This is a genomic window from Ilumatobacter sp. (assembly GCF_046290335.1).
In the GTDB taxonomy this organism is placed as follows: Bacteria; Actinomycetota; Acidimicrobiia; order Acidimicrobiales; family Ilumatobacteraceae; genus Ilumatobacter_A.
Window position 1 is genome coordinate 172,711 of sequence record NZ_JBKAGH010000008.1, and the last position, 18,704, is coordinate 191,414.

Genomic DNA, 18,704 nt, shown 5'->3' on the forward strand with positions numbered 1-18,704 from the left:
CTGCTCGACTCGATCATGGGGTTCGCGCGCTCCGCCCGGACACCGTCCGGGTCAGATGCACAGTTCGCGGCTGAAGTCCTGGTGTCCGCGGCCCGGTACGCAACTCCACGTCTGGGTGCCCGATCGGAAGCGGAAGCGACCGTCGTCGCCACGCTCCAGCACCAGCTCCCAGCGCACCGCGTTGGTCGAGTCGTCGAACAGGTTCGAGGTGGTCACCGCGACGTTCCACTCGAACTCCGACACCTGCACCGCCGTGATCGATCGGATCTCGTTCACGTCCGGGCGCCCCGCCACGGCGTTTGCGAACTTGACCGGATCCGCGGCCCACGTCGGGCCGGCATCGATCGCCTCGTCGATGCCGGGCAGGCTGATCGCGCCCGTCGGCCCGGTGTCGATCTCGGCCCGCCCGTCCCAGTACGCCGCTGAACCGACGGCGGTCTCGTCGAACGGGTCGGCTCGAACGAAGAAGCCGTCGTCCGCGATCAGGATCCGCCCCGATGGGTCGAGCGCGTCCGGCCACGTGAGTCCCGACAGCACGATCGTGTCGACCGTGCCGTCCGGCCAGCCTCGGGCGATCGTGACTTCTTGCCCGCCGAAGATGCTGGCGACGAACCCGCCGTCGAAGGTGGGAACGATCCAGGGCATGCCGCGTGGCTGCCAGTCGGCTCCGGGCTCGAACGTCCAGGTCGTCGTGGCTGCTGGTACGAGGTCGTTTCGGTTGACGACGAGCGTCGGGTATGAGACCTCGACGGAGATCATCGCCGCGGTGGACTCGATCGCCTGGCCGTTTCGATCGAGCCATGGCACGGCGATCTGCGCCGCCGGGTCGGGGCGCACCACCTCCATCCCACAGCAGTTCACGTTCACGAGCCCCTGCCGTGTCGCCACGATTTCGGAGTCGCCGACGTTGTCGACCACGCCCGGCCAGCGCCCGATCTCGCGCCCGGCATCGTCGTCGGCAAGCGACACCGCGACGACGTCGGCTGCGAGCCCGTCCCCGTCGGGGACCAACGCAGCGACCTGCAGGTAGACGACGTCGTCGGGCCCGAGGTGGTACACGAATGCGCTGTCGCCGTACGCCTCCGGCAAGGTCGTCTCTACGGGAGGAACAGAGTGTCGAACCAGGGTTCTGGCGACCCGGTCGTAACTCACGGGCACACCATCGGCGCCCACGACGACTCCGGTACACCCGAGGCAGGGCTCGGCGATGCCTGCGCCGTCGAACCCGAGCGACCGCCAGTTCACCTCGATCGACGGCAGCAGCGCCAGCGTCAACTCGTCGCCGCGGCGTGCGAACACTGTCCCGTCGGCATCGCTGGCGACGTACTCGAACCCGTCCGGCACGCTCGCCCACGACCCGGAACCGTCGGGGTGGAGGATCGCGAGCACCGGCACCTCGCCTCCGTCCGATCCGACGGGGCCGAGGTCGGTGGCATACACCGTTCGCTGGTCACTACTCGGAGCCGGTACGGCCGGACCGGTGATCGCCGGCCGCGGCGTCCGTTCGTCGTTCACCGACAGCGCCCACTGCGTGCCGAAGTTCGGTGACGAGACGACGAGTTGCTCATCGACCTGCGCGAAGTGGGGCGTCACCGTGTCCAACCCCCTCGGTGCTCCGGTGATGTCGACGTACTCGATCAACGTGGCGCCGACGTCGCGAGCACGAGCGATGACGCCGTCGGTTCCGTGCCCGAAGGCAGCTGGCGGAAGCTCGACCCAGGTGGCGGCGTCGAGCGGTTCCGAACGCGCCACGACCTCACCGGCGAACTCGCCACTGAGGGGCACGGCGACCATCTCGAACGCGAACGGCGGCCCGATCGGGTGGAGGCCGTACACGACGTCGCCCGGTCCGTAGGTGAGATTGCTGACGCCCGACTCGGCGAGTTCGCCGCCCAACGGGATCACACGCCGTTCTCCCGAGAATCCGATCGATGCGATCGACGACCGGCTCGGCAGGTTGACGACGACACCGAGTTCACCGATCGCGACGTCCGGGCGGCTCTGTTCGCCGTAGGGGATGGTCGCAAACTCGGCCAGGTCGAGTTGCGGCGGCGGACTCGCCACGTCGACGGCGATGAGCTCGACGTCCGAGTCGGCCGGTGTCACCGTGCTGGACGGCACCGTGCTGGACGGCACCGTGCTGGACGGCACGGTGCTGGGCGTCACGGTGCTGGGTGTTGCGGTGCTGGGCGGTTCGGTGGTGGCCGACACGTCGGCGCCTGGGGCGGATGTCGCCGGGGGCGGTTCGGTGGTGAGCAGGGTGTCGTCGTCATCGGGCCGTAACAGCAGCACACCGGCGAGGACGGCCAACAGCACGGTCCCGGCAGCGATGCCCACCGCGATGCCGAACGGGGCTCGTCGCGAGGAACGCCGAGCCGGGTGATCCGTTGCTCCGCCGATCAGTCGGCCTTGCGCGACGGCGGCCCGCTCGGCGTCGAGATCCAGTCGTGCTTGGCTCTCGTCGCTGGCCGCCTTCGCCAGCGCACGGAGCTGATCGTCGAGCCGGTCATCCATGATGATCTCCTTCGCTGCGGTGCTCTCCTTCGTCGGCGTTCGCTGCGTCGAGTCGGGCTCGCAGCGCACGTCGGATCTTGAACAGGGTCGCCTTCACCGCGCCTCGACTCGTGCCGATCCGCTCGGCGATCTCGGCGACCGACAGATCGTCGGCGTAGTACATCGCGGCCACCAAGCGTTGACGCTCCGACAGCGTTGCGGTGAGTTCGTTCCATCGATCGAGCGCCGGCGTCGCCGACGGCTCCTCGTGGCGTCGCCCGTCGGAAGCCACGGCGCGGGTTCGCAGCCGATCGACTGCGCGTTGTTCCGACGCGGCCGAGCGATGATGGTCGATCAGGAGGTTGGTCATCACGCGCGCGCACCAGGCGCCGGGAGCGTCGTACGTCGCCACGTCGTCCCAGTGCGTGTGTGCCCGCAGCATCGTCTCCTGGGCGAGATCGCGGGCGGTGTCGAGGCGACCCGTCTTGAGGACACCGAGAGCAACCAGGCGGGGATACACCTCCCGGAACACCGCCTCGTAGTCGTGCGTCTCGGCCACCCTCACATCCTCCTACACGGATCGCAACGACGGTCGGTTACCCCGCTCCCGGCCGGTTCGCCAGCAAGTCGGCGCGCCGTCGGCGGACATCGCGTGGAGCAGCAAGGACCGATTTCATCAAGCGGGGCGGTACGGCGAGGCGGTCGGCCGACACGATGCGGCTGGCACGGAGCCGTTGGAGCGCGATCGGTGCCGCCGTCGCCGTCAGCATCGCCGTCGGCGTCGGCGTCGGCGGCATCGGGCTCGTTCGTGCCGACGCCGACCCTGCCGTGCCCTCGGTCTCATCGCTGTCGAGACCTGGCGTCTGGTCGACACGCGGACGTCGTCGGGGATCTCGATCCTCGCCAACCGACCGAGTTGACCCAACGCCCTCGCGACAGTGATGGTACTCTGCCATCCATGACGGTATCGATCGACAGGGCAGGGCGAGTGGTGATCCCGAAGGATATCCGGGATCGCCTCTCGCTCGCCGCTGACGCCGAACTCGACATCGATCTCGACGGCGACACCATCCGGCTCGTGCCGGTACGCCAGGCGGGCCGACGGGCGATCGACATCGACGGGCTCCCGGTACTCGAACGAGTCGACGGGCACACGACGACCGACGCCGACGTGCAACGGTGGCGCGATGCCGACCAACGCTGACCGCTACGCCGTCGACACCAGCGTCGCTGTCGCCGCGCTGGACGCCGGGCACGCGGCACACGCCGCATGTCGTGCAGCGATCAAGGAGCATCGACCCAGCCTCGCTGGCCACGCGGCGTTCGAGACGTTCTCGGTACTCACCCGCATGCCCGGCCCGCTGGCAGTCGACGCTCCCACTGCGGCCGACGTCATCGCACGAATGTTTCCCGTCATCGACTGGCTCGACCCCGCCGACGCCTCAGCCCTCGTCGGCAGACTCGGCACGATCGGCATCACCGGCGGCGCGGTGTACGACGCCCTCGTCGGCGAGGCCGCCCGGAAACTCAACGCTCGCCTCATGACCCGAGATCGGCGAGCCCAGCGCACCTACGACCTCATCGGCGTCGCCTACGACTTCGTCGGCCCTTGAGCCGACGCGACGATCCGCCACCGACCGGGTCAGTCGGGGAGGCAGGCGCGGCCGTTCGTCACGACGACGAGTCGGTCGAGCACCAGGCCGGTGAGGATCCGTTCGTCGAAGTCCTCGACGGGGCGGGACCCGACGGTCAACGCGGCGAGCACTCGCCCGCGGGCCTGGCGGTCGCTGCCGTCGAAGCGGGCCTGCTTCCCGCTCACGCCTGCCGACCCGATAGCCGGGTCGGGGTCCGGGTGGCCAGCGACGCGCCAGGCGCACGTCGCAGCGACCGGACACTCACCACACCGAGGCGTCGGACGGCACAGGACGGCACCGAGGTCCATGATCACCTGGTTCCAGGTCCACCCGTCGCCGAGCGGCACGAACGAGTCGGCCGCGACCTGCGCCCGTTTCGGGGTCAGCCGCTCCCCCGCCGTACGCGCCAACACGCGGGCGATGTTCGTGTCGACAACGGCCACGTCTCGCTCGAAGGCGAACGCCAGCACGGCCCTCGCCGTGTACGGGCCGACGCCGGGCAGAGCGAGCAGCGCATCGAGGTCATCGGGCACTGCGCCGTCGAAGTACTCGACCACATGCGCCGCGGTCGAATGCAGGTTGCGCGCACGGCGCGGGTACCCGAGACCCTGCCACAGCCGGAGCACGTCGCCGAGCGAGGCCGACGCGCATGCGGCCGGCGTCGGGTACGCGGCGAGAAACGACTCCCATTTCGGGATCACGCGGTCGGCTTGGGTCTGCTGCAGCATCACCTCGGCGACGAGGATCCGCCACGGGTCACGTTCGCGCCGCCAGGGCAGGTCTCGCATCCGGGGAAGCCCCCACGCCAGCACCTGCCCTGGGTCGATCACCGTGTTCGACCGAGATCAGTCGGCCCAGACGTCGGTGCCGTCGTAGGGACGCTTGCGATCGGGTGCGAACTCGCGCTTCCAGATCAGCACCTTGCGCTTGAAGTAGCAGACTTCCTTGCCGTCCTGGTTGAAGCCCTTCGTCTCGACGGTCACGATGCCGCGGTCGGGCTTCGACGACGACTCCTTCACCTCCAGGACACGCGTTTCAGCGTGGATCGTGTCGCCGTGGAACGTCGGAAACTTGTGCTGCAACGTCTCGATCTCGAGGTTGGCGATCGCCGCGCCCGACACGTCGGGAACGCTCATCCCGAGCACCAACGAGTACACGAGGTTGCCGACCACGACGTTGCGGCCCTGCACCGACTCGGCGGCGAACCAGTCGTTGGTGTGCAGCGGGTGATGGTTCATCGTGATCATGCAGAAGAGATGATCGTCGTATTCGGTGATCGTCTTGCCGGGCCAGTGCCGCAGCACGTCACCGGGCGTGAAGTCTTCGAGATACCGGCCGAACGGGCGCTCATGAGTCGTCATGGCAGCAACGTACCGGCCGCGCTGATGCGGGCGCCAAACGACGCCGACGATCAACTCCGTCGCGCCGCGGTCGGGCCGTCGCCCGACTCGTCCTCGTTCACACCGTCCTCGTCGGCGTACTCCAGGTTCGGATCGTGGAAGGTCACGTCGTCCGGCGACGCGTCGTCCGACGTGATCGGGTCGCGCCGGAATCGAAGTGCGAAGTCGATCTTGGACTCGCCCGACTCGGAGCTGTCACGTGCGAGTTCGCGCAACCGGGCCAGTCGATCGCGTTTCTCGATCTTCCAGGGCCCGACACGCAACGACGCATAGGCGAGACCTCCGAGGAGGATCGGGAAGAGGTATTGCGCCGAACGGTACGCCGCGACCGACGGCGCCGCGATCCGGCGCGGGATCCCGAAACCGGGCAGGACGGCCAGGTAGGTCCCCTCGACGACACCGAGCCCACCGGGCAGGATCGGGATCGCCGCGAGGACGTTGGCGAGCCCGAACGCGACGAGCAGCGCGTCGCCGTCGAGGGTCCCGCCGAACGCACGGACGAACACCCACAATGCCGCCGCGTCGAAGAGCCAGTTCGCTGCGGCCCACAGCATCACCCGACGGAGGAGCACCCGATCGCTGACGAGTTCTTCGAGCCGCTCACCGATCTGACGGAACGCACCCTCGAAACGATCCTCGTCGGTACGGAGCTTGCGCGCGATCCAGCGAATCACTCGAACGGCTCGACTCTGACCTTCGATGATCCCGAACACGAGCGCCGCGGCGATCCCGATCACGATGACGCCGATGAGCGCTGCGGTGCCGTACAGCGGGTTGACACCACGAATCGGGATCGACACCAGCAACGCCATCCAGAAGATCACGTTCAACACGACTGCCGATCCGATCCCCGCCGTCGCCAACGCGAACCCGGCCTGCGGGCCCGACACGCCCGACAGGGTCAGCAGCCGGTAGCCGAGCACCGAGCCAGCGGCATTTCCACCCGGAACGATGTGCGACAGCGCCTTCGTGCTCAGCTGGATGCGGAACAACCGCATCCCCGACAGCGTGTCACCCACACTGCCGAGCGCCGCGCGCGTGAGCAGCGAGTAGCAGTACAACGCGACGACTTCGAGCGCGAATCCGAGCGCGATCAGCACGGGGTTGACGTCGCGGATCTGTTCAGCCGCCCGGTTGAAGCCAGCCACCAGGCCTGGCAGCAAGAAGTACATGACGACGACGACGATGAGCGTCTTCAGGGTGAAGCGCAGCGGTCGGACGCGCGGTTTCATCGAGGTGATGAGTTGCGGAATCGTGGGCAACTCGCCGGTGGCGAATCCCTCTCGTTCCATCTCGAACGTCGCATCGGGCGCGGCGGCGCTACGTGCGTCTCGCCCGTCGACGACGGTCTCGTCGTCGGTTCCCTCGTCGCGGTCGCTCATCGCCACTCACACTTCCTAGCAACTTCGCACAGCGACATGGCGCGCGTTCCACCGAGCCCGATCATGCTCCCCCACCACCGACCGGTTCGCCCCGGGTCACCCCGCCGAGCAGATCGACTGCGCGAGACGGGCCACGCGCATCGCCAGCCCCGGGTTGTGCGCGACCGCCGTCTTGCCGAGATGCACCAGCACGAGATCGAGCGACGGCACCACGAGCGTGAACTGGCCTTCGTAGCCGTGGCAGGCAAGGCTGCCCGGGAACGCCGGCCACAGCCACCAATGTCGGCCGTAGTCGAAGCCCGACTCCGGATCGTGAGCCGACGGGGTGCGAGCGTGGTCGAGCCAGCCGGCCGGCAGGATGCGTTCGCCCCGACCGGCATCGGTGACACCGTCATGCAGGTACAACTCGCCGAATCGAGCGAAATCCCGAGCGGTTGCGTACACGTACGACGAGCCGACGAAGTCACCGGCAGGATCGAACTTCGCCGTGGCCGAGTGCATCGACGACGGCTCGAACAGACGGTGACGGAGGAAGTCGCCGACCGCCTGCTGACGCTGCGTCGCGTCGCTGCCCGGACCCGACCTGGTCCCGGTGATCACGTCGCCGATGATGCGGGTGACGATGTTGGTGGTCCCGGACGAATAGTTGAACGCCTCCCCCGGCGTGCGCGCGAGTGGCAGTGACGCCGCGTACCTGCCAAAGCTCTCGTGAGCCCCCGAGAACAGCATCTCGATGCAGTTCGACACGCCGTCATCGACGTAGTCCTCGACGAACGTGAGCCCGGGCCGCATCTCGAGCAGCTGCAGCAGCGTGATCGCTGCCTTCTCCGTACCCACCCATTCGGGAACCGGTGCCGGTGCGTCGACGTCGAGGCGACCGTCACCGACGAGCAGCCCGACCGCTGCGTGCGTCATCGACTTCGCCATGCTCCAGGACAGCAACGTCGACTCCGCGGTGATCTGCTCGGCCGGCTGGAAGTCGTTGGCCGGTTGCACGCCGTACCGCTCCACGACGACCTCGCCGCGATGGACGGCAACGCACGCCAGTGACACCCCCTGCTCTGCGGGTCGCTCGAACAGTTCGTCGAGCAGGTCGTCGAGCAGATGGTCGGGCGTCGGCACGGGAGGAGTCTCGCAGTCAGACGAGGCGTTCGGCCAGACCGATGAGTCCGGGTACGTCGTGGATGTCGGCGTCGAGCAGCGGTAACTCGACGACCGGTGCGTCGCCGGCCAGCCGGTGCAACGCCGAGATCTGCGCCCGTTCAGCAAGCGCGAGACCGGTGAGTTCGCGATGCCACTCGACGTGTTCTCGCAGCGGTCCGTCGTCGAGACCGTCGAGTTCTTCGCGAACTTCCTCGGAGAACTCGATCGGGAGCGGATGGATCAGGTTGACGACGACGCCACCGAGGGGGAAGTGCTTCTCGCTGATCGCATCGAGGAGATGCTCGGCCTCACCGACGGCTTCGGCACGCGGGCTCGCGACCACGACGAACGCCGTCCGGTCGGAGCGCAGCAACTTCGACACCTGTTTCGCCCGATCGCGGAGTCCACCTTCGATGTTGGCCAACGACCGGAAGAACTGCACCGTGTCTTCGACGATCTGCGGGCCGGCCAGACGCTTCACCGCCCACAGGAACATCGACGACGCCGCATCGGTGATCTTGGCGAAAGCTCGCTGACCGACGGTCAGCGTTCGATAGACGGGATGGCTCAGGAAGCCGACGAGTCGGTCGGGGGCTTCGAGGAGGTCGATCGCGTGGCGAGACGGCGGCGTGTCGACGATGACGAGATCCCACTCGCCGCTCGTGTGGAGTTGGTGGAGTCGCTCGATCGCCATGTACTCCTGCGCACCCGACAGCGACCCCGAGATCGCTCGATAGACGGGGTTGTTGAGGATCGCCTCGGCCTGCTTGCGCGTGCCGGCTTGATCTCGCACGAGACGGTCGAAGGTCTGCTCGGCATCGAGCATCAACGCGAACAACTCGCCGTCGGTCGAGCGCTTGGTGACACCGCTCACCCGGTGCGGCTCGTCCGCGACCGCCGAGTCGTCGAGTCCGAGTGCGTCGGCGAGGCGCCGAGCCGGATCGACGGTGACGACAACGGTGCGACGGCCCGCCCGTGCCGCAGCGACGCCGAGGGCGGCAGCGGTCGTGGTCTTGCCCACCCCGCCCGGTCCGCAGGTGAGCAGCAGATCGGCGTGCTGGAGCGCGTGGGCCAGCGACGGCTGCCCGGACATGGTGCCGGAGCTCTTGCTCGGGTTCGGCGCCGACGAGCGCGAGTCGTCGACCCGACTCATGCATCGCTCCGCTCGACGGGGGCCGCCGTCAACGCATCGGCGAGGACGACGATGTCGTCGACGTCGAGCGCTGGCGACGCAATGCGCGGCAGCGTGATGATCGGCTCCGGCCGAGCCGCGGCGAGCCTGCCCAATTGCTCACGTTGCTGCACGAGCCGACTCCTACCGAAGTCGGCGGCCGATTCGAGCGCCGCTTTGGCGTCAGGCGACAGCTTGATCTTGTGCGAGCGCGACGCCATCGCCGGCGACTTGTCGAGCCCGGGACGATCCTCCCAGCACCCGTTGACGACGAGCGGGAGCAAGCTGACACCGAGGTCGTCGCCGAAGTCGTGTGCCAACTCGATCAGCTCCGTGATCGGCGTCTCCTCGGGCAACGCGACGAGCAGCGCACGACATCGCTCGGGGTCGGTGAGCATCGCTCGAACCTCCTCGGCCTGCTCCAACACGGGGCCGCTGCGCACCACATCCGACAACCCGCTTGCCGACCGCAGGAACGGGGCAGCGTGACCCGCGGGCGGCGCGTCGACCACGATCAGGTCAGCCTGGCCGGTTCGCTCCATCTCTTTGATCTTGCCGAGCACCAGGAGGTGTTCGAGTCCGGGCGTGGCCGCAGCGATCATCGGCAGCGACGCCGCGGATGCTGCACGCCGGAGGAGGCCCCCCACGCCCCGGAGTTCGAGGTAGTCGCCGAAGGCTTGATCGGCGGGGATCGTGCGCGCCCGCACGCGACCGCCGCCGTCGAAACGCCGAAGGGTCTGCTCTCGATCGTTGATCTCGCGTCCGCCGAGCAGCGGTCCCATCCCCGGACGCCCGTCGACGGAGATGAACATGACGTCGGCGCCTCGGCGTCCGACGGCGAACGCCAGGGCCGCAGCGACCGTGGACGAGCCGACCCCGCCCTTGCCGGCGACGACGATGACACGACTCGAGGTGAACCAGTCAGCGCCATTGTCCGTCACCTCGACCACGGTATCTGTCACCGTGCGAAGTCCCGCGGCAGCCCCACTCGGCCGATGTTCACAAGAAGCGGGGTCCCGCGATGCCGACGGCGCTCGCGACCCCACGGCCGACGGCGTCACACGCAAGCCCCGCCGCCTCGACGAGCCCCGGGACGGACAGCCCGGTGTTTACACCCATCGCTTCGAACGCGTGTGCGAGGTCTTCGATCGGGACGTTGCCGCTGGCCCCCGGTGCGAACGGGCACCCGCCGAGGCCACCAACGGCAGCGTCGAGACGCGTCGCTCCGTTACCGATCGCGGCGAGGGCATTGGCGATCGCCAGCCCTCTGGTGTCGTGCAGGTGCGCGCCGACCGACACCGGCCGACCCTGTTCGGCCATGGCGGCCACGACGGCCGTGGTCAGCGCGGCAACCTCGGTCGGCACGGCGACACCGATCGTGTCGGCCAGCCCGACCGACGCAGCCCCAGCATCGGCGACGCGACGTGCGAACTCGACGACACGCTGCGGTTCGACCACCCGCTCATAGGGGCATCCGAAGGCTGTCGCCAGGGTCACTTCGACCGTCGCTCCCTCGGCCAGTGCGGGCGCCATCGACGCCTCCAACGCCTCCAACGCCTCCGACGCTCCGGCGCCGGCGTTGCCGCGGCTGTGGGTGTCGCTCACCGACACCACGAACTGCAGGTGGCGCAGCCCGCTCGCGAGCGCTCGTTCGACACCGCGACGGTTGAGCACGAGCCCCCATCGGACGACGTCTGCCGATGCGGTCGCCGCACAGAACGCGTCGGCGTCGGCCATCGCCGGCACGCGATCCGGTCGTACGAAGCTGGTGAGTTCGAGCTCTCGGACACCGGCGGCCACCAATGCGTCGAAGATGACGAGCTTGTGCTCGGTCGGGATCGGTGCTTCGTCCTGCAATCCGTCGCGCAGCGTCACGTCACGCAGCACGATCGACTCGGGAAGCTCACCACCACGTCCGAACACGTTCCCATCATCGCCGCTGCGGCCCCGAAGCGCTACAACTTGACGTATGGGTGATGCGTCACGCACCGGTCCGCTCGTCGGGGTCAAGGTCCTCGAACTCGGCAACTTCATCGCCGGGCCCTTCGCCGGTCAGCTGCTCGGCGACTACGGGGCCGAGGTCGTCAAGATCGAGTCGCCCGATGGCGGTGATCCGATGCGGCGGTGGGGTGTCACGGTCGACGGCGACAGCCTGTGGTGGCCGACCATCGCCCGGAACAAGCAGTCGGTCGTGGCCGACCTGAAGCACCCCGACGATCTGGCGATGGTGCAGCGCCTGGCGCACGAGTGCGACGTCGTGCTGGAGAACTTCCGACCGGGCGTGCTCGAGAAGTTCGGGCTCGACTACGCCACCTTGGCGCGCACCAACCCGGGCATCATCGTGACCCACGTGTCGGGGTTCGGCCAGACCGGTCCGCGTGCAAACGAAGCGGGTTTCGGATCGATCGGCGAGGCGGTCGGTGGTATCCGACACACCACCGGTGACCCGGATCGCCCGTCGGCTCGCGCTGGTGTGAGTCTCGGCGACTCGCTGGCGGCGATGTTCGCGGTGATCGGCACACTCTCGGCGCTGCACGAGCGGTCGACGAGCGGACGCGGTCAGGAAGTCGATGTGGCGATCTACGAGGCGGTGGCCGCGTTGATGGAATCGACGATGGCCGACTACGCCGTCGCCGGCGTGATCCGCAGCCGCAGTGGTGGAGCGTTGACCGGTGTCGCTCCCTCCAACGCGTATCCGACCGCCGACGGTGCCGACGTGTTGATCGCGGCGAACGCGGACGCCGTGTTCGTCCGGTTGTGCACGGCGATGGGCCGCCCGGAACTGGCGGCCGACGATCGGTTCGCGACGCACGGTGCTCGCGGTGAACGCGAGAAGGAACTCGACGAACTGGTCGCCGACTGGACCCGGACGCGCACCGTCGACGAGATCCTTGCTTCGATGGTCGAGCACTCGGTACCGGCCGGGCGCGTGTACACCGCCGCCGACATGGTGACCGATCCGCACTACCTCGCCCGCGAGATGATCCAGACGATCACGTCACGATCAGGCATCGAACTCCCGATGCTCGGCGTCGTCCCCAAGTTCTCCCGGACGCCCGGCAGCATCAGCTCACCCGGGCCCGACCTCGGCGAACACACTCCCTGAGCGACAGAGTGGGTCAGACCCACTCTGTCGCCGGCACCTCCACCTCCACGCGGCGTTCGAACACGAACTCGTAGTCGAGGTAGGCGTTGAGGTGTTCTTGGTCCGGAGCGGGAGCGATCAGCTGGGCCGACTGCAACAACATCCACCCGTCACGCAGGGCGTCGACCCCGCTTCGGTAGGGCGCAGCGCCGGGCTGGGCGGGTTCCGGCAGCAGCGGGCCCGCCCCATCAGCACCGTCGTGGAACGCCCAACCGATCGCGGTGCTGTCGAGCGACGAACCGTCCGCCCACAGGTACAACACCTGCTGGCGCATCACTGCGGCGCCTCCGTGTCACCCGGGTCACCCGGGTCACCAGCGTCACGAGCGGCGACGAGCGCTGCACGCTGCTCGAGACGAGTGAGGTAGTAGTCGACGTCGTAGGCATCGTCGCCGCTCAGGTAGCGCCACAGACGCGCCCGCTGGATCTGATCGTTGCGGTACTGCGCGACGCTCGTCCACGGATGCCAGGTACGCAGCACCTCGGCCACACTGCCGGGTTGCACCCTCGCGAAGATGTGATCCGACGGCGAGTTGTGCATCTCGTCGAAGTCGTTGGAGTTCCAGTGGCGCACCTGCGGCTCCGTCGGGTTGAGACGGATCTTGTACAACCAACGGTCGTTGCCGCCCGGGTTGGGTTGGCCGGCGTGCCAGAGACCGTGGTGGAACACGATGACCGTGCCGGCGTCGCACGCCACCTGCTGCTCTCCGACGATGTGCTGATACCGATCGAGCCCCGACGAGTTCACCCGGCGCAGGTGGCTGCCGGGCACGAACCGGGTCCCACCCTCGCCGGGCGCCACCGCCGCCGGAAAGTAGAAGAGCTGGATGTCGAACGTCGGGTCGGTCGAGTCGGTGATCGCGTCGACGTGGAGCGGCTGTCGATGCGTGCCGCCGGCGGGTATGTGGTGCACCCAGTCGTGGTCGTAGGTCGGCGACGGGCCGACGAGCGACTCGACGATGCCGCGCACGGCGGGCAACCGCAGATACTCCCCGATCGCCGACGGCAACGGGTAGCACTCATCGAACGGCGTGCCCGACTCCGGCGGTGTCATCCCGCTCGGCAAGAACCGTTCGGCGTTCAACTGCGCGATCTCGTCGACCACACGACCATTGAGATCATCGGGAACGATTCCGTCGAAGCGCAAGAAACCGTTGGCGACGAACTCCGCCATCTGACGCGTGCTCAACCGGTGGTCGGACATCGCCCTACCGTACGCGCCCGCACCGAACGGCGAGCGAACTGCAGCCCCGGCCGCCGTTCGCTCGCCGTGCGCTCAGAACTCTTCGTCGAAGGCGACGTCGCCCTGGATGCCCGTCTGGTAGCTCGACACGGTCCGCTCGAAGAAGTTCGACAGGCCCTGCACGTCTTGCAGTTCCATGAACGAGAAGGGGTTCTTCGACCCGAACTCGCTCTCGTAACCGAGCAGGTGCAACCGCGTGTCGGCGACGTACTGCAGGTACTGGCGGGTGTCGGGCAAGCTCATGCCCGGCACACCCTCACCGAGTACATCAGCAGCAAACAGGTACTCGCACTCGACGGCGTCACGCAGCATCTCTCGAATGTCTGCTTCGAGACGATCGTCGAACAACTCGGGCTCCTCGGACCGAACGGTGTTGACCACCTCGAGCGCGAAGTTCATGTGACACGACTCGTCGCGAAAAACCCAGTTGGTGCCGTCGGCCAACCCGTTGAGCAAGCCCTTCGAGCGCAGGAAGTAGACGTAGGCGAAGGCCGCGAAGAAGAACAAGCCTTCGATGCACGTGGCGAAGCAGATCAGGTTCATCAAGAACCGTCGGCGCTCGTCGGGCGTGGTGATCGCGTCGAGATCGTGGACCTCGTCCATCCACTTGAAGCAGAAGTCGGCCTTGGCACGAATCGACGGGATGTTCTCGACGGCGGCGAACGCTGCTTCGCGTTCTTTCATGTCGGGGATGTAGTTGTCGAGCAGCGTCAAGTAGAACTGGACGTGCAACGCCTCTTCGTACAACTGACGCGACAGGTACATCCGAGCTTCGGGTGCGTTGATGTGCTGGTACAGATTGAGTACCAGGTTGTTCGCGACGATCGAGTCTCCGGTCGCGAAGAACGCGACGAGGCGCGACACCAGATGACGCTCGGCCGGCATCAGCTTGCGGTCGAGATCGACGAGATCGTCGGAGAAGTCGATCTCGTCGACGGTCCAGGTGTTCTTGATCGCGTCGAGATACATCTCGTAGAACTTCGGGTACCGCATCGGCCGCAACGTGAGGTCGAAGCCAGGATCGAGGATGTGTGTCGGACGGTCGGCGCCGACGGGAACGGTGGTCGCCAGGTTCTCGTCAGTGGTTTCGGTGTCGTGATCGTTGACGATCGGGTCGATCAGTGCCATCAGTCGCATGCCTCGCAGCTCTCGGGGTTCTCCAACGAACAGGCGATGGCCTCTTCGTCGGTGAACGTCTTCGTCGGTTCGGGGGCGGGCCCACCAGTGGGCGCACCAGGCGTCGGAGCGCCGCCGGTCGTGCTCTTGTTGATCTTCGTGGCCGGCCGGCTACGCAGGTAGTAGGTGGTCTTCAGACCCGCCTTCCACGCATGGAGGTACATCGACGACAGCTTGCCGATGGTCGGGGTCTCCATGAAGAGGTTCAGCGACTGGCTCTGATCGATGTAGGCCCCACGCTCGGCGGCCATGTCGATGAGCTGGCGCTGCGGGATCTCCCACGCGGTGCGGAAGACCTCTTGCAACTCGGCCGGAATGCGGTCGACGCCCTGGATCGAGCCTTCCGCCTTCTTGATGTCGGAGATCATCTTCTCGTCCCACAGGCTGCGGGACTGCAGCTCACGCACGAGATACCGGTTGATCTGCATGAACTCACCGGACAGCGTCTCGCGCTTGAACAGGTTGGACACCTGCGGCTCGATGCACTCGTAGCAGCCGGCGATCGAAGCGATCGTGGCCGTCGGAGCGATCGCGATGAGCAAGCTGTTACGAAGACCGTGCGCAGCGACGCGGCCGCGCAGTTCGTCCCAGTCGAGCTCAGCTGGCGGCGCGACCGGCGCACCATTGCGCTGCCACATGTCGAACTGCAGTTGGCCTTTCGCGGCGCGAGTGTCGTCGAATGCGGAGTGCGGGCCGTGGACCTCGGCGAGCTCGGTCGACGACCACAGCGCGTGGAAGTAGATGTGGGCCGAGATGCGCTCACTGAGCGCCTTCGCCTCCGGCGAATCGAACGCCAGGCCCTGCTTGAAGAACACGTCCTGCAAGCCCATGAGACCGAGACCGACCGGACGCCAGTTGTTGTTCGAGAACTCGGCCTCGGGCGTCGGGTAGTAGTTGATGTCGATGACGCGGTCGAGGAACGGCACCACCTGGCGAACGACTCGGCCGAGCCGCTCGTAATCGAACTCGCCGCCGGGCTCGACGTAAGCGCCCAGGTTCAGCGAACCGAGGTTGCACACCGCCGTGTTGTCCTGGTCGGTGACCTCGAGGATCTCGGTGCACAGGTTGGAGAGGTGCACGACGCGCGGCGACCCGTCGGCGTTGGTCTCACCGGTCTGGTTGCACTTCGCGTTGGACGCGTCCTTGAAGGTCATCCAGCCGTTGCCGGTCTGCGCGAGGGTGCGCATCATGCGGCTGTAGAGCTGTCGGGCCGGCACCTGCTTGACGTACTCGCCGGCTTCCTCGGCACGCAGGTACTCACGCTCGAAGTCGGCGCCGTACAGATCGGTGAGCTCGGGCACCTTCTTCGGGTCGAACAACGACCACTGCCAGTCCTTCTCGACGCGCTCCATGAACAGGTCGGGCACCCAGTTCGCGATGTTCAGGTTGTGCGTGCGGCGTGCGTGGTCGCCGGTGTTGTCACGCAACTCGAGGAAGTCCTCGATGTCGGCGTGCCACGACTCCAGGTACACGCAGGCGGCTCCCTTGCGACGGCCGCCCTGGTTGACCGCGGCGACCGAGGAGTCGAGCGTGCGCAGCCACGGCACGATGCCGTTCGACAAGCCGTTGGTCCCGGTGATGAGGCTGCCCTTGGAACGGATCCGGTGCCAGGCGACGCCGATGCCACCGGCGAACTTCGACAGCTTCGCGATGTCGGTGTAGCGCTTGTAGATGCCTTCGAGGCTGTCGGTCGGCGAGTCGAGGAGATAGCAGCTCGACATCTGGCTGTGCGTGGTTCCGGAGTTGAACAGCGTCGGGCTCGACGGAAGGTAGGCGAGCGACGACATCAGGTCATAGAAGTCGACGGCCTCCTCGACCGTGCCGCGGAACTCACCGGCCGGGTTGCCGGCCACGAGACCACACGCCACGCGCAAGAAGAAGTACTGCGGGGTCTCGATGACGTCGCGGCGCGACGGGTGGCGGAGGAGGTAGCGGTCGTAGACCGTACGCAACCCGAAGAACTCGAACTGGCGGTCACGATCGGAGTTGATCGCGGCGTTGAGCTCGGGGGCGTTCGCCTCGACGAAGTCGAACACTTCCTTCGACACGATGCCCTGGTCGTAGCCGACCTTGACCGACTCGGAGAACCACGGAATGTTCTGGTTGCGGACCTCTTTGTCGATGATCGTCGCGAGGAGCCGCGACGCCAGCTTCGAGTAGTTCGGCTCGTCGACGATGAGACCTGCAGCGGTACGGATCGACAGTTCGTCGAGCTCGCGGGTCGTCGCGCCATCGGCCAGCGCCGAGATGGTGCGGGTGGCGACGCGCATCGGGTCGACCCCGAGGAGGCCTTCGGACGCCCGAGCGATCGCGTTGACGATCTTGTTCAGATCGACCGGCTCGACGGCTCCGTTGCGCTTCGTGACGCGCATACCGGTCGGTCCGGCATCGGCCACACCGACCGCAGCGCCGGCACCAGCCACCCCAAGACGCGACTCGGGACGCTCAGCGTCGACGGTTGCGGTGTCGGCCTGTGGGTTCACTCGGCCAGCCGGGGGTCGGTCAGCTGGTGTGTCATGGTCGATCAGTGTCACTGTTGCTCCTCTTTTTCGTCTTTCTGACGCCGTCGCCGTCGTTGGCACATCGAGCGCGTTCTCTCCCCGGAGCAGCAGTTCGAACCGGTTGGCCCCAACCACCACATCTGGTATTCACTTCACCTTCGCCCCCCTGAGAGCCACCAGATGATGTGCCGTTTCCGGTCAACTCGGTTGGTGGCGGAGGTGTAATTACAGCAGCGGGATTCGCCGCGCGCAAGCTCATCGAACGACTTTCGAGCGTTATTTTCGAGCTGCTCTCGACCGCGCTCGCGAACGTGCTGGTCACAGCCTCGCGAGGTCCGCTACGAGGTCCGTTCGGCGGGCTCGGACTTCGGCGAGATCGGCCTCGACGCGCAGCCGCGACCACACACGAGCGGGCGTCGAGGCCGTCGCCGACACCACGCGCACCACTCCGTCGGTGCCGACTCGCTCGGCTTCGGCATGCCAGATCACGTGCAGTTGTTCGAGCGATCCGTCACGACCGCGGACGTGGTTCTCGCGGTACTCCAGTGTCGTTCGCCAACCGGCTTGCTCGAGTTCGCGTCGATCGTGCTGCAACGTCTGGCCGTGCAGGCGGTGGGGCGGCCGGGGCCGCTCACGGAACGGACCACGACGAAAGAGTGACTCGGCGGGCATCGCTCCATCGTGAACGACGCAGCCTGTGCGTCGCTAGGGGATCAACACTGTGAATTGACGACCCACAACGTGTGCACCACCTGTGGACATCGCCCGATCGCTGGGGACAACGGCGCTCAAGCGACCGGCTGGGGCGTCAGGTCACCCATTTCGGCGTGAAGGGTTTCGCGGGGGCGGTCGCTGCGAACACGGCGTCGGCAGCGGTCGTGACCCGCTGGGCGAGCGCGCCGTGGTCGGGCTTCATGAAGCCGGCCTCGACCGCACCCTCGATGAAGGCGAACAGCGGTTCGTAGAACCCGTCGACGTCGAAGAACACGACCGGGACCGAAACGATGCCGAGTTGGTTCCACGTCAAGATCTCGAATGCCTCGTCGCACGTGCCGAACCCACCCGGCAGCACGATGACCGCGTCCGACAGCGCCGCCATACGCGCTTTGCGAGTGTGCATGTCGACGACGACTTCGAGCTCACTCAACGTGTCGTGGGAGACCTCGAGCGCTTCGAGTTGTTCGGTGATGATGCCGGTCACGGTCCCGCCCGCCGTCATGGCGGCATCGGCCACCGCCCCCATCAACCCGACTCGACCGCCGCCGAAAATCAGCCGATGGCCGCCTTGGGCGATCTCGATGCCGAGTTGCGCGGCCGCTTCTCGGTAGACCGGGGACGATCCCGCACTCGATCCGCAGAACACGCTGATGGCTGCCATGGGTCACAGTGTGGACGTTGGAGTGCTCAAAAATGGGCG

General features: G+C 67.1%; 19 protein-coding genes. 3 read left to right on the forward strand and 16 right to left on the reverse strand.

The window, feature by feature from the left end; translation table 11 throughout:
• Nucleotides 1-51 precede the first annotated feature (51 nt).
• The 3 genes from ACE37B_RS22640 to ACE37B_RS22650 are packed head-to-tail and all read right to left on the reverse strand — an operon-like array spanning nt 52 to nt 3,290.
• Entirely contained in the window at nt 52-2,514 is a 2,463-nt protein-coding gene (locus ACE37B_RS22640) for a hypothetical protein (RefSeq protein WP_409925619.1), read from the reverse strand.
• A complete protein-coding gene (locus tag ACE37B_RS22645) occupies nt 2,507-3,052 on the reverse strand; it encodes an RNA polymerase sigma factor (RefSeq protein WP_409925620.1) in 546 nt (181 codons plus the stop codon). Before ACE37B_RS22645 ends, ACE37B_RS22640 begins: the two co-directional genes overlap by 8 nt.
• Nucleotides 3,053-3,089: 37 nt before the next feature.
• Nucleotides 3,090-3,290 (reverse strand): hypothetical protein, encoded by a 201-nt coding sequence (locus ACE37B_RS22650; protein ID WP_409925621.1) that lies wholly within the window; start codon nt 3,288-3,290, stop codon nt 3,090-3,092.
• A 161-nt stretch (nt 3,291-3,451) separates the two neighbouring features.
• Between ACE37B_RS22650 and ACE37B_RS22655 the strand changes: the two genes are divergently transcribed.
• Nucleotides 3,452-3,697, forward strand: coding sequence for an AbrB/MazE/SpoVT family DNA-binding domain-containing protein (locus ACE37B_RS22655; RefSeq protein ID WP_409925622.1), 246 nt, complete (start codon nt 3,452-3,454; stop codon nt 3,695-3,697).
• Nucleotides 3,681-4,106 (forward strand): PIN domain-containing protein, encoded by a 426-nt coding sequence (locus tag ACE37B_RS22660; RefSeq protein WP_409925623.1) that lies wholly within the window; start codon nt 3,681-3,683, stop codon nt 4,104-4,106. Before ACE37B_RS22655 ends, ACE37B_RS22660 begins: the two co-directional genes overlap by 17 nt.
• A gap of 29 nt (nt 4,107-4,135) precedes the next feature.
• On the opposite strand, the gene ACE37B_RS22665 is transcribed toward ACE37B_RS22660, so the two are convergent.
• The 7 genes from ACE37B_RS22665 to ACE37B_RS22695 form a co-directional block, all read right to left on the reverse strand.
• On the reverse strand, nt 4,136-4,957 hold the full coding sequence (locus ACE37B_RS22665) for an A/G-specific adenine glycosylase (RefSeq protein WP_409925624.1): 822 nt from the start codon (nt 4,955-4,957) through the stop codon (nt 4,136-4,138).
• 15 nt (nt 4,958-4,972) lie between these two features.
• The gene (locus ACE37B_RS22670; RefSeq protein ID WP_409925625.1) at nt 4,973-5,488 is read right to left on the reverse strand and encodes a MaoC family dehydratase; all 516 of its coding nucleotides are present in this window, start codon (nt 5,486-5,488) and stop codon (nt 4,973-4,975) included.
• Nucleotides 5,489-5,538: 50 nt separating this feature from the next.
• Nucleotides 5,539-6,909, reverse strand: coding sequence for a YbhN family protein (locus tag ACE37B_RS22675; RefSeq protein WP_409925626.1), 1,371 nt, complete (start codon nt 6,907-6,909; stop codon nt 5,539-5,541).
• 96 nt (nt 6,910-7,005) lie between these two features.
• Nucleotides 7,006-8,031: a serine hydrolase domain-containing protein gene (locus tag ACE37B_RS22680; protein WP_409925627.1), complete on the reverse strand. Its 1,026-nt coding sequence runs from the start codon at nt 8,029-8,031 to the stop codon at nt 7,006-7,008.
• 16 nt (nt 8,032-8,047) lie between these two features.
• Nucleotides 8,048-9,205: an ArsA family ATPase gene (locus ACE37B_RS22685; protein ID WP_409925628.1), complete on the reverse strand. Its 1,158-nt coding sequence runs from the start codon at nt 9,203-9,205 to the stop codon at nt 8,048-8,050.
• Nucleotides 9,202-10,164 (reverse strand): ArsA family ATPase, encoded by a 963-nt coding sequence (locus ACE37B_RS22690; protein WP_409925629.1) that lies wholly within the window; start codon nt 10,162-10,164, stop codon nt 9,202-9,204. The genes ACE37B_RS22685 and ACE37B_RS22690 overlap by 4 nt, the downstream gene beginning before the upstream one ends.
• Nucleotides 10,165-10,222: 58 nt before the next feature.
• Nucleotides 10,223-11,146: a hydroxymethylglutaryl-CoA lyase gene (locus tag ACE37B_RS22695; protein WP_409925630.1), complete on the reverse strand. Its 924-nt coding sequence runs from the start codon at nt 11,144-11,146 to the stop codon at nt 10,223-10,225.
• A gap of 46 nt (nt 11,147-11,192) precedes the next feature.
• On the opposite strand from ACE37B_RS22695, the gene ACE37B_RS22700 reads away from it, so the two are divergent.
• Complete coding sequence (locus ACE37B_RS22700) at nt 11,193-12,329, forward strand: CaiB/BaiF CoA transferase family protein (RefSeq protein WP_409925631.1); 1,137 nt, start codon at nt 11,193-11,195, stop codon at nt 12,327-12,329.
• A 13-nt stretch (nt 12,330-12,342) separates the two neighbouring features.
• Here ACE37B_RS22700 and ACE37B_RS22705 read toward each other — a convergent pair whose 3' ends face one another.
• The 6 genes from ACE37B_RS22705 to ACE37B_RS22730 form a co-directional block, all read right to left on the reverse strand.
• On the reverse strand, nt 12,343-12,642 hold the full coding sequence (locus tag ACE37B_RS22705; RefSeq protein WP_409925653.1) for a hypothetical protein: 300 nt from the start codon (nt 12,640-12,642) through the stop codon (nt 12,343-12,345).
• Nucleotides 12,642-13,571 (reverse strand): phytanoyl-CoA dioxygenase family protein, encoded by a 930-nt coding sequence (locus ACE37B_RS22710; RefSeq protein ID WP_409925632.1) that lies wholly within the window; start codon nt 13,569-13,571, stop codon nt 12,642-12,644. Before ACE37B_RS22710 ends, ACE37B_RS22705 begins: the two co-directional genes overlap by 1 nt.
• A gap of 72 nt (nt 13,572-13,643) precedes the next feature.
• Entirely contained in the window at nt 13,644-14,738 is a 1,095-nt protein-coding gene (locus tag ACE37B_RS22715) for a ribonucleotide-diphosphate reductase subunit beta (protein WP_409925633.1), read from the reverse strand.
• Nucleotides 14,738-17,158 (reverse strand): ribonucleoside-diphosphate reductase subunit alpha, encoded by a 2,421-nt coding sequence (locus tag ACE37B_RS22720; protein WP_409925654.1) that lies wholly within the window; start codon nt 17,156-17,158, stop codon nt 14,738-14,740. The genes ACE37B_RS22715 and ACE37B_RS22720 overlap by 1 nt, the downstream gene beginning before the upstream one ends.
• A gap of 447 nt (nt 17,159-17,605) precedes the next feature.
• A complete protein-coding gene (locus tag ACE37B_RS22725) occupies nt 17,606-17,959 on the reverse strand; it encodes a hypothetical protein (protein ID WP_409925634.1) in 354 nt (117 codons plus the stop codon).
• Nucleotides 17,960-18,095: 136 nt separating this feature from the next.
• The gene (locus tag ACE37B_RS22730; protein WP_409925635.1) at nt 18,096-18,665 is read right to left on the reverse strand and encodes a TIGR00730 family Rossman fold protein; all 570 of its coding nucleotides are present in this window, start codon (nt 18,663-18,665) and stop codon (nt 18,096-18,098) included.
• Nucleotides 18,666-18,704: the final 39 nt, after the last annotated feature.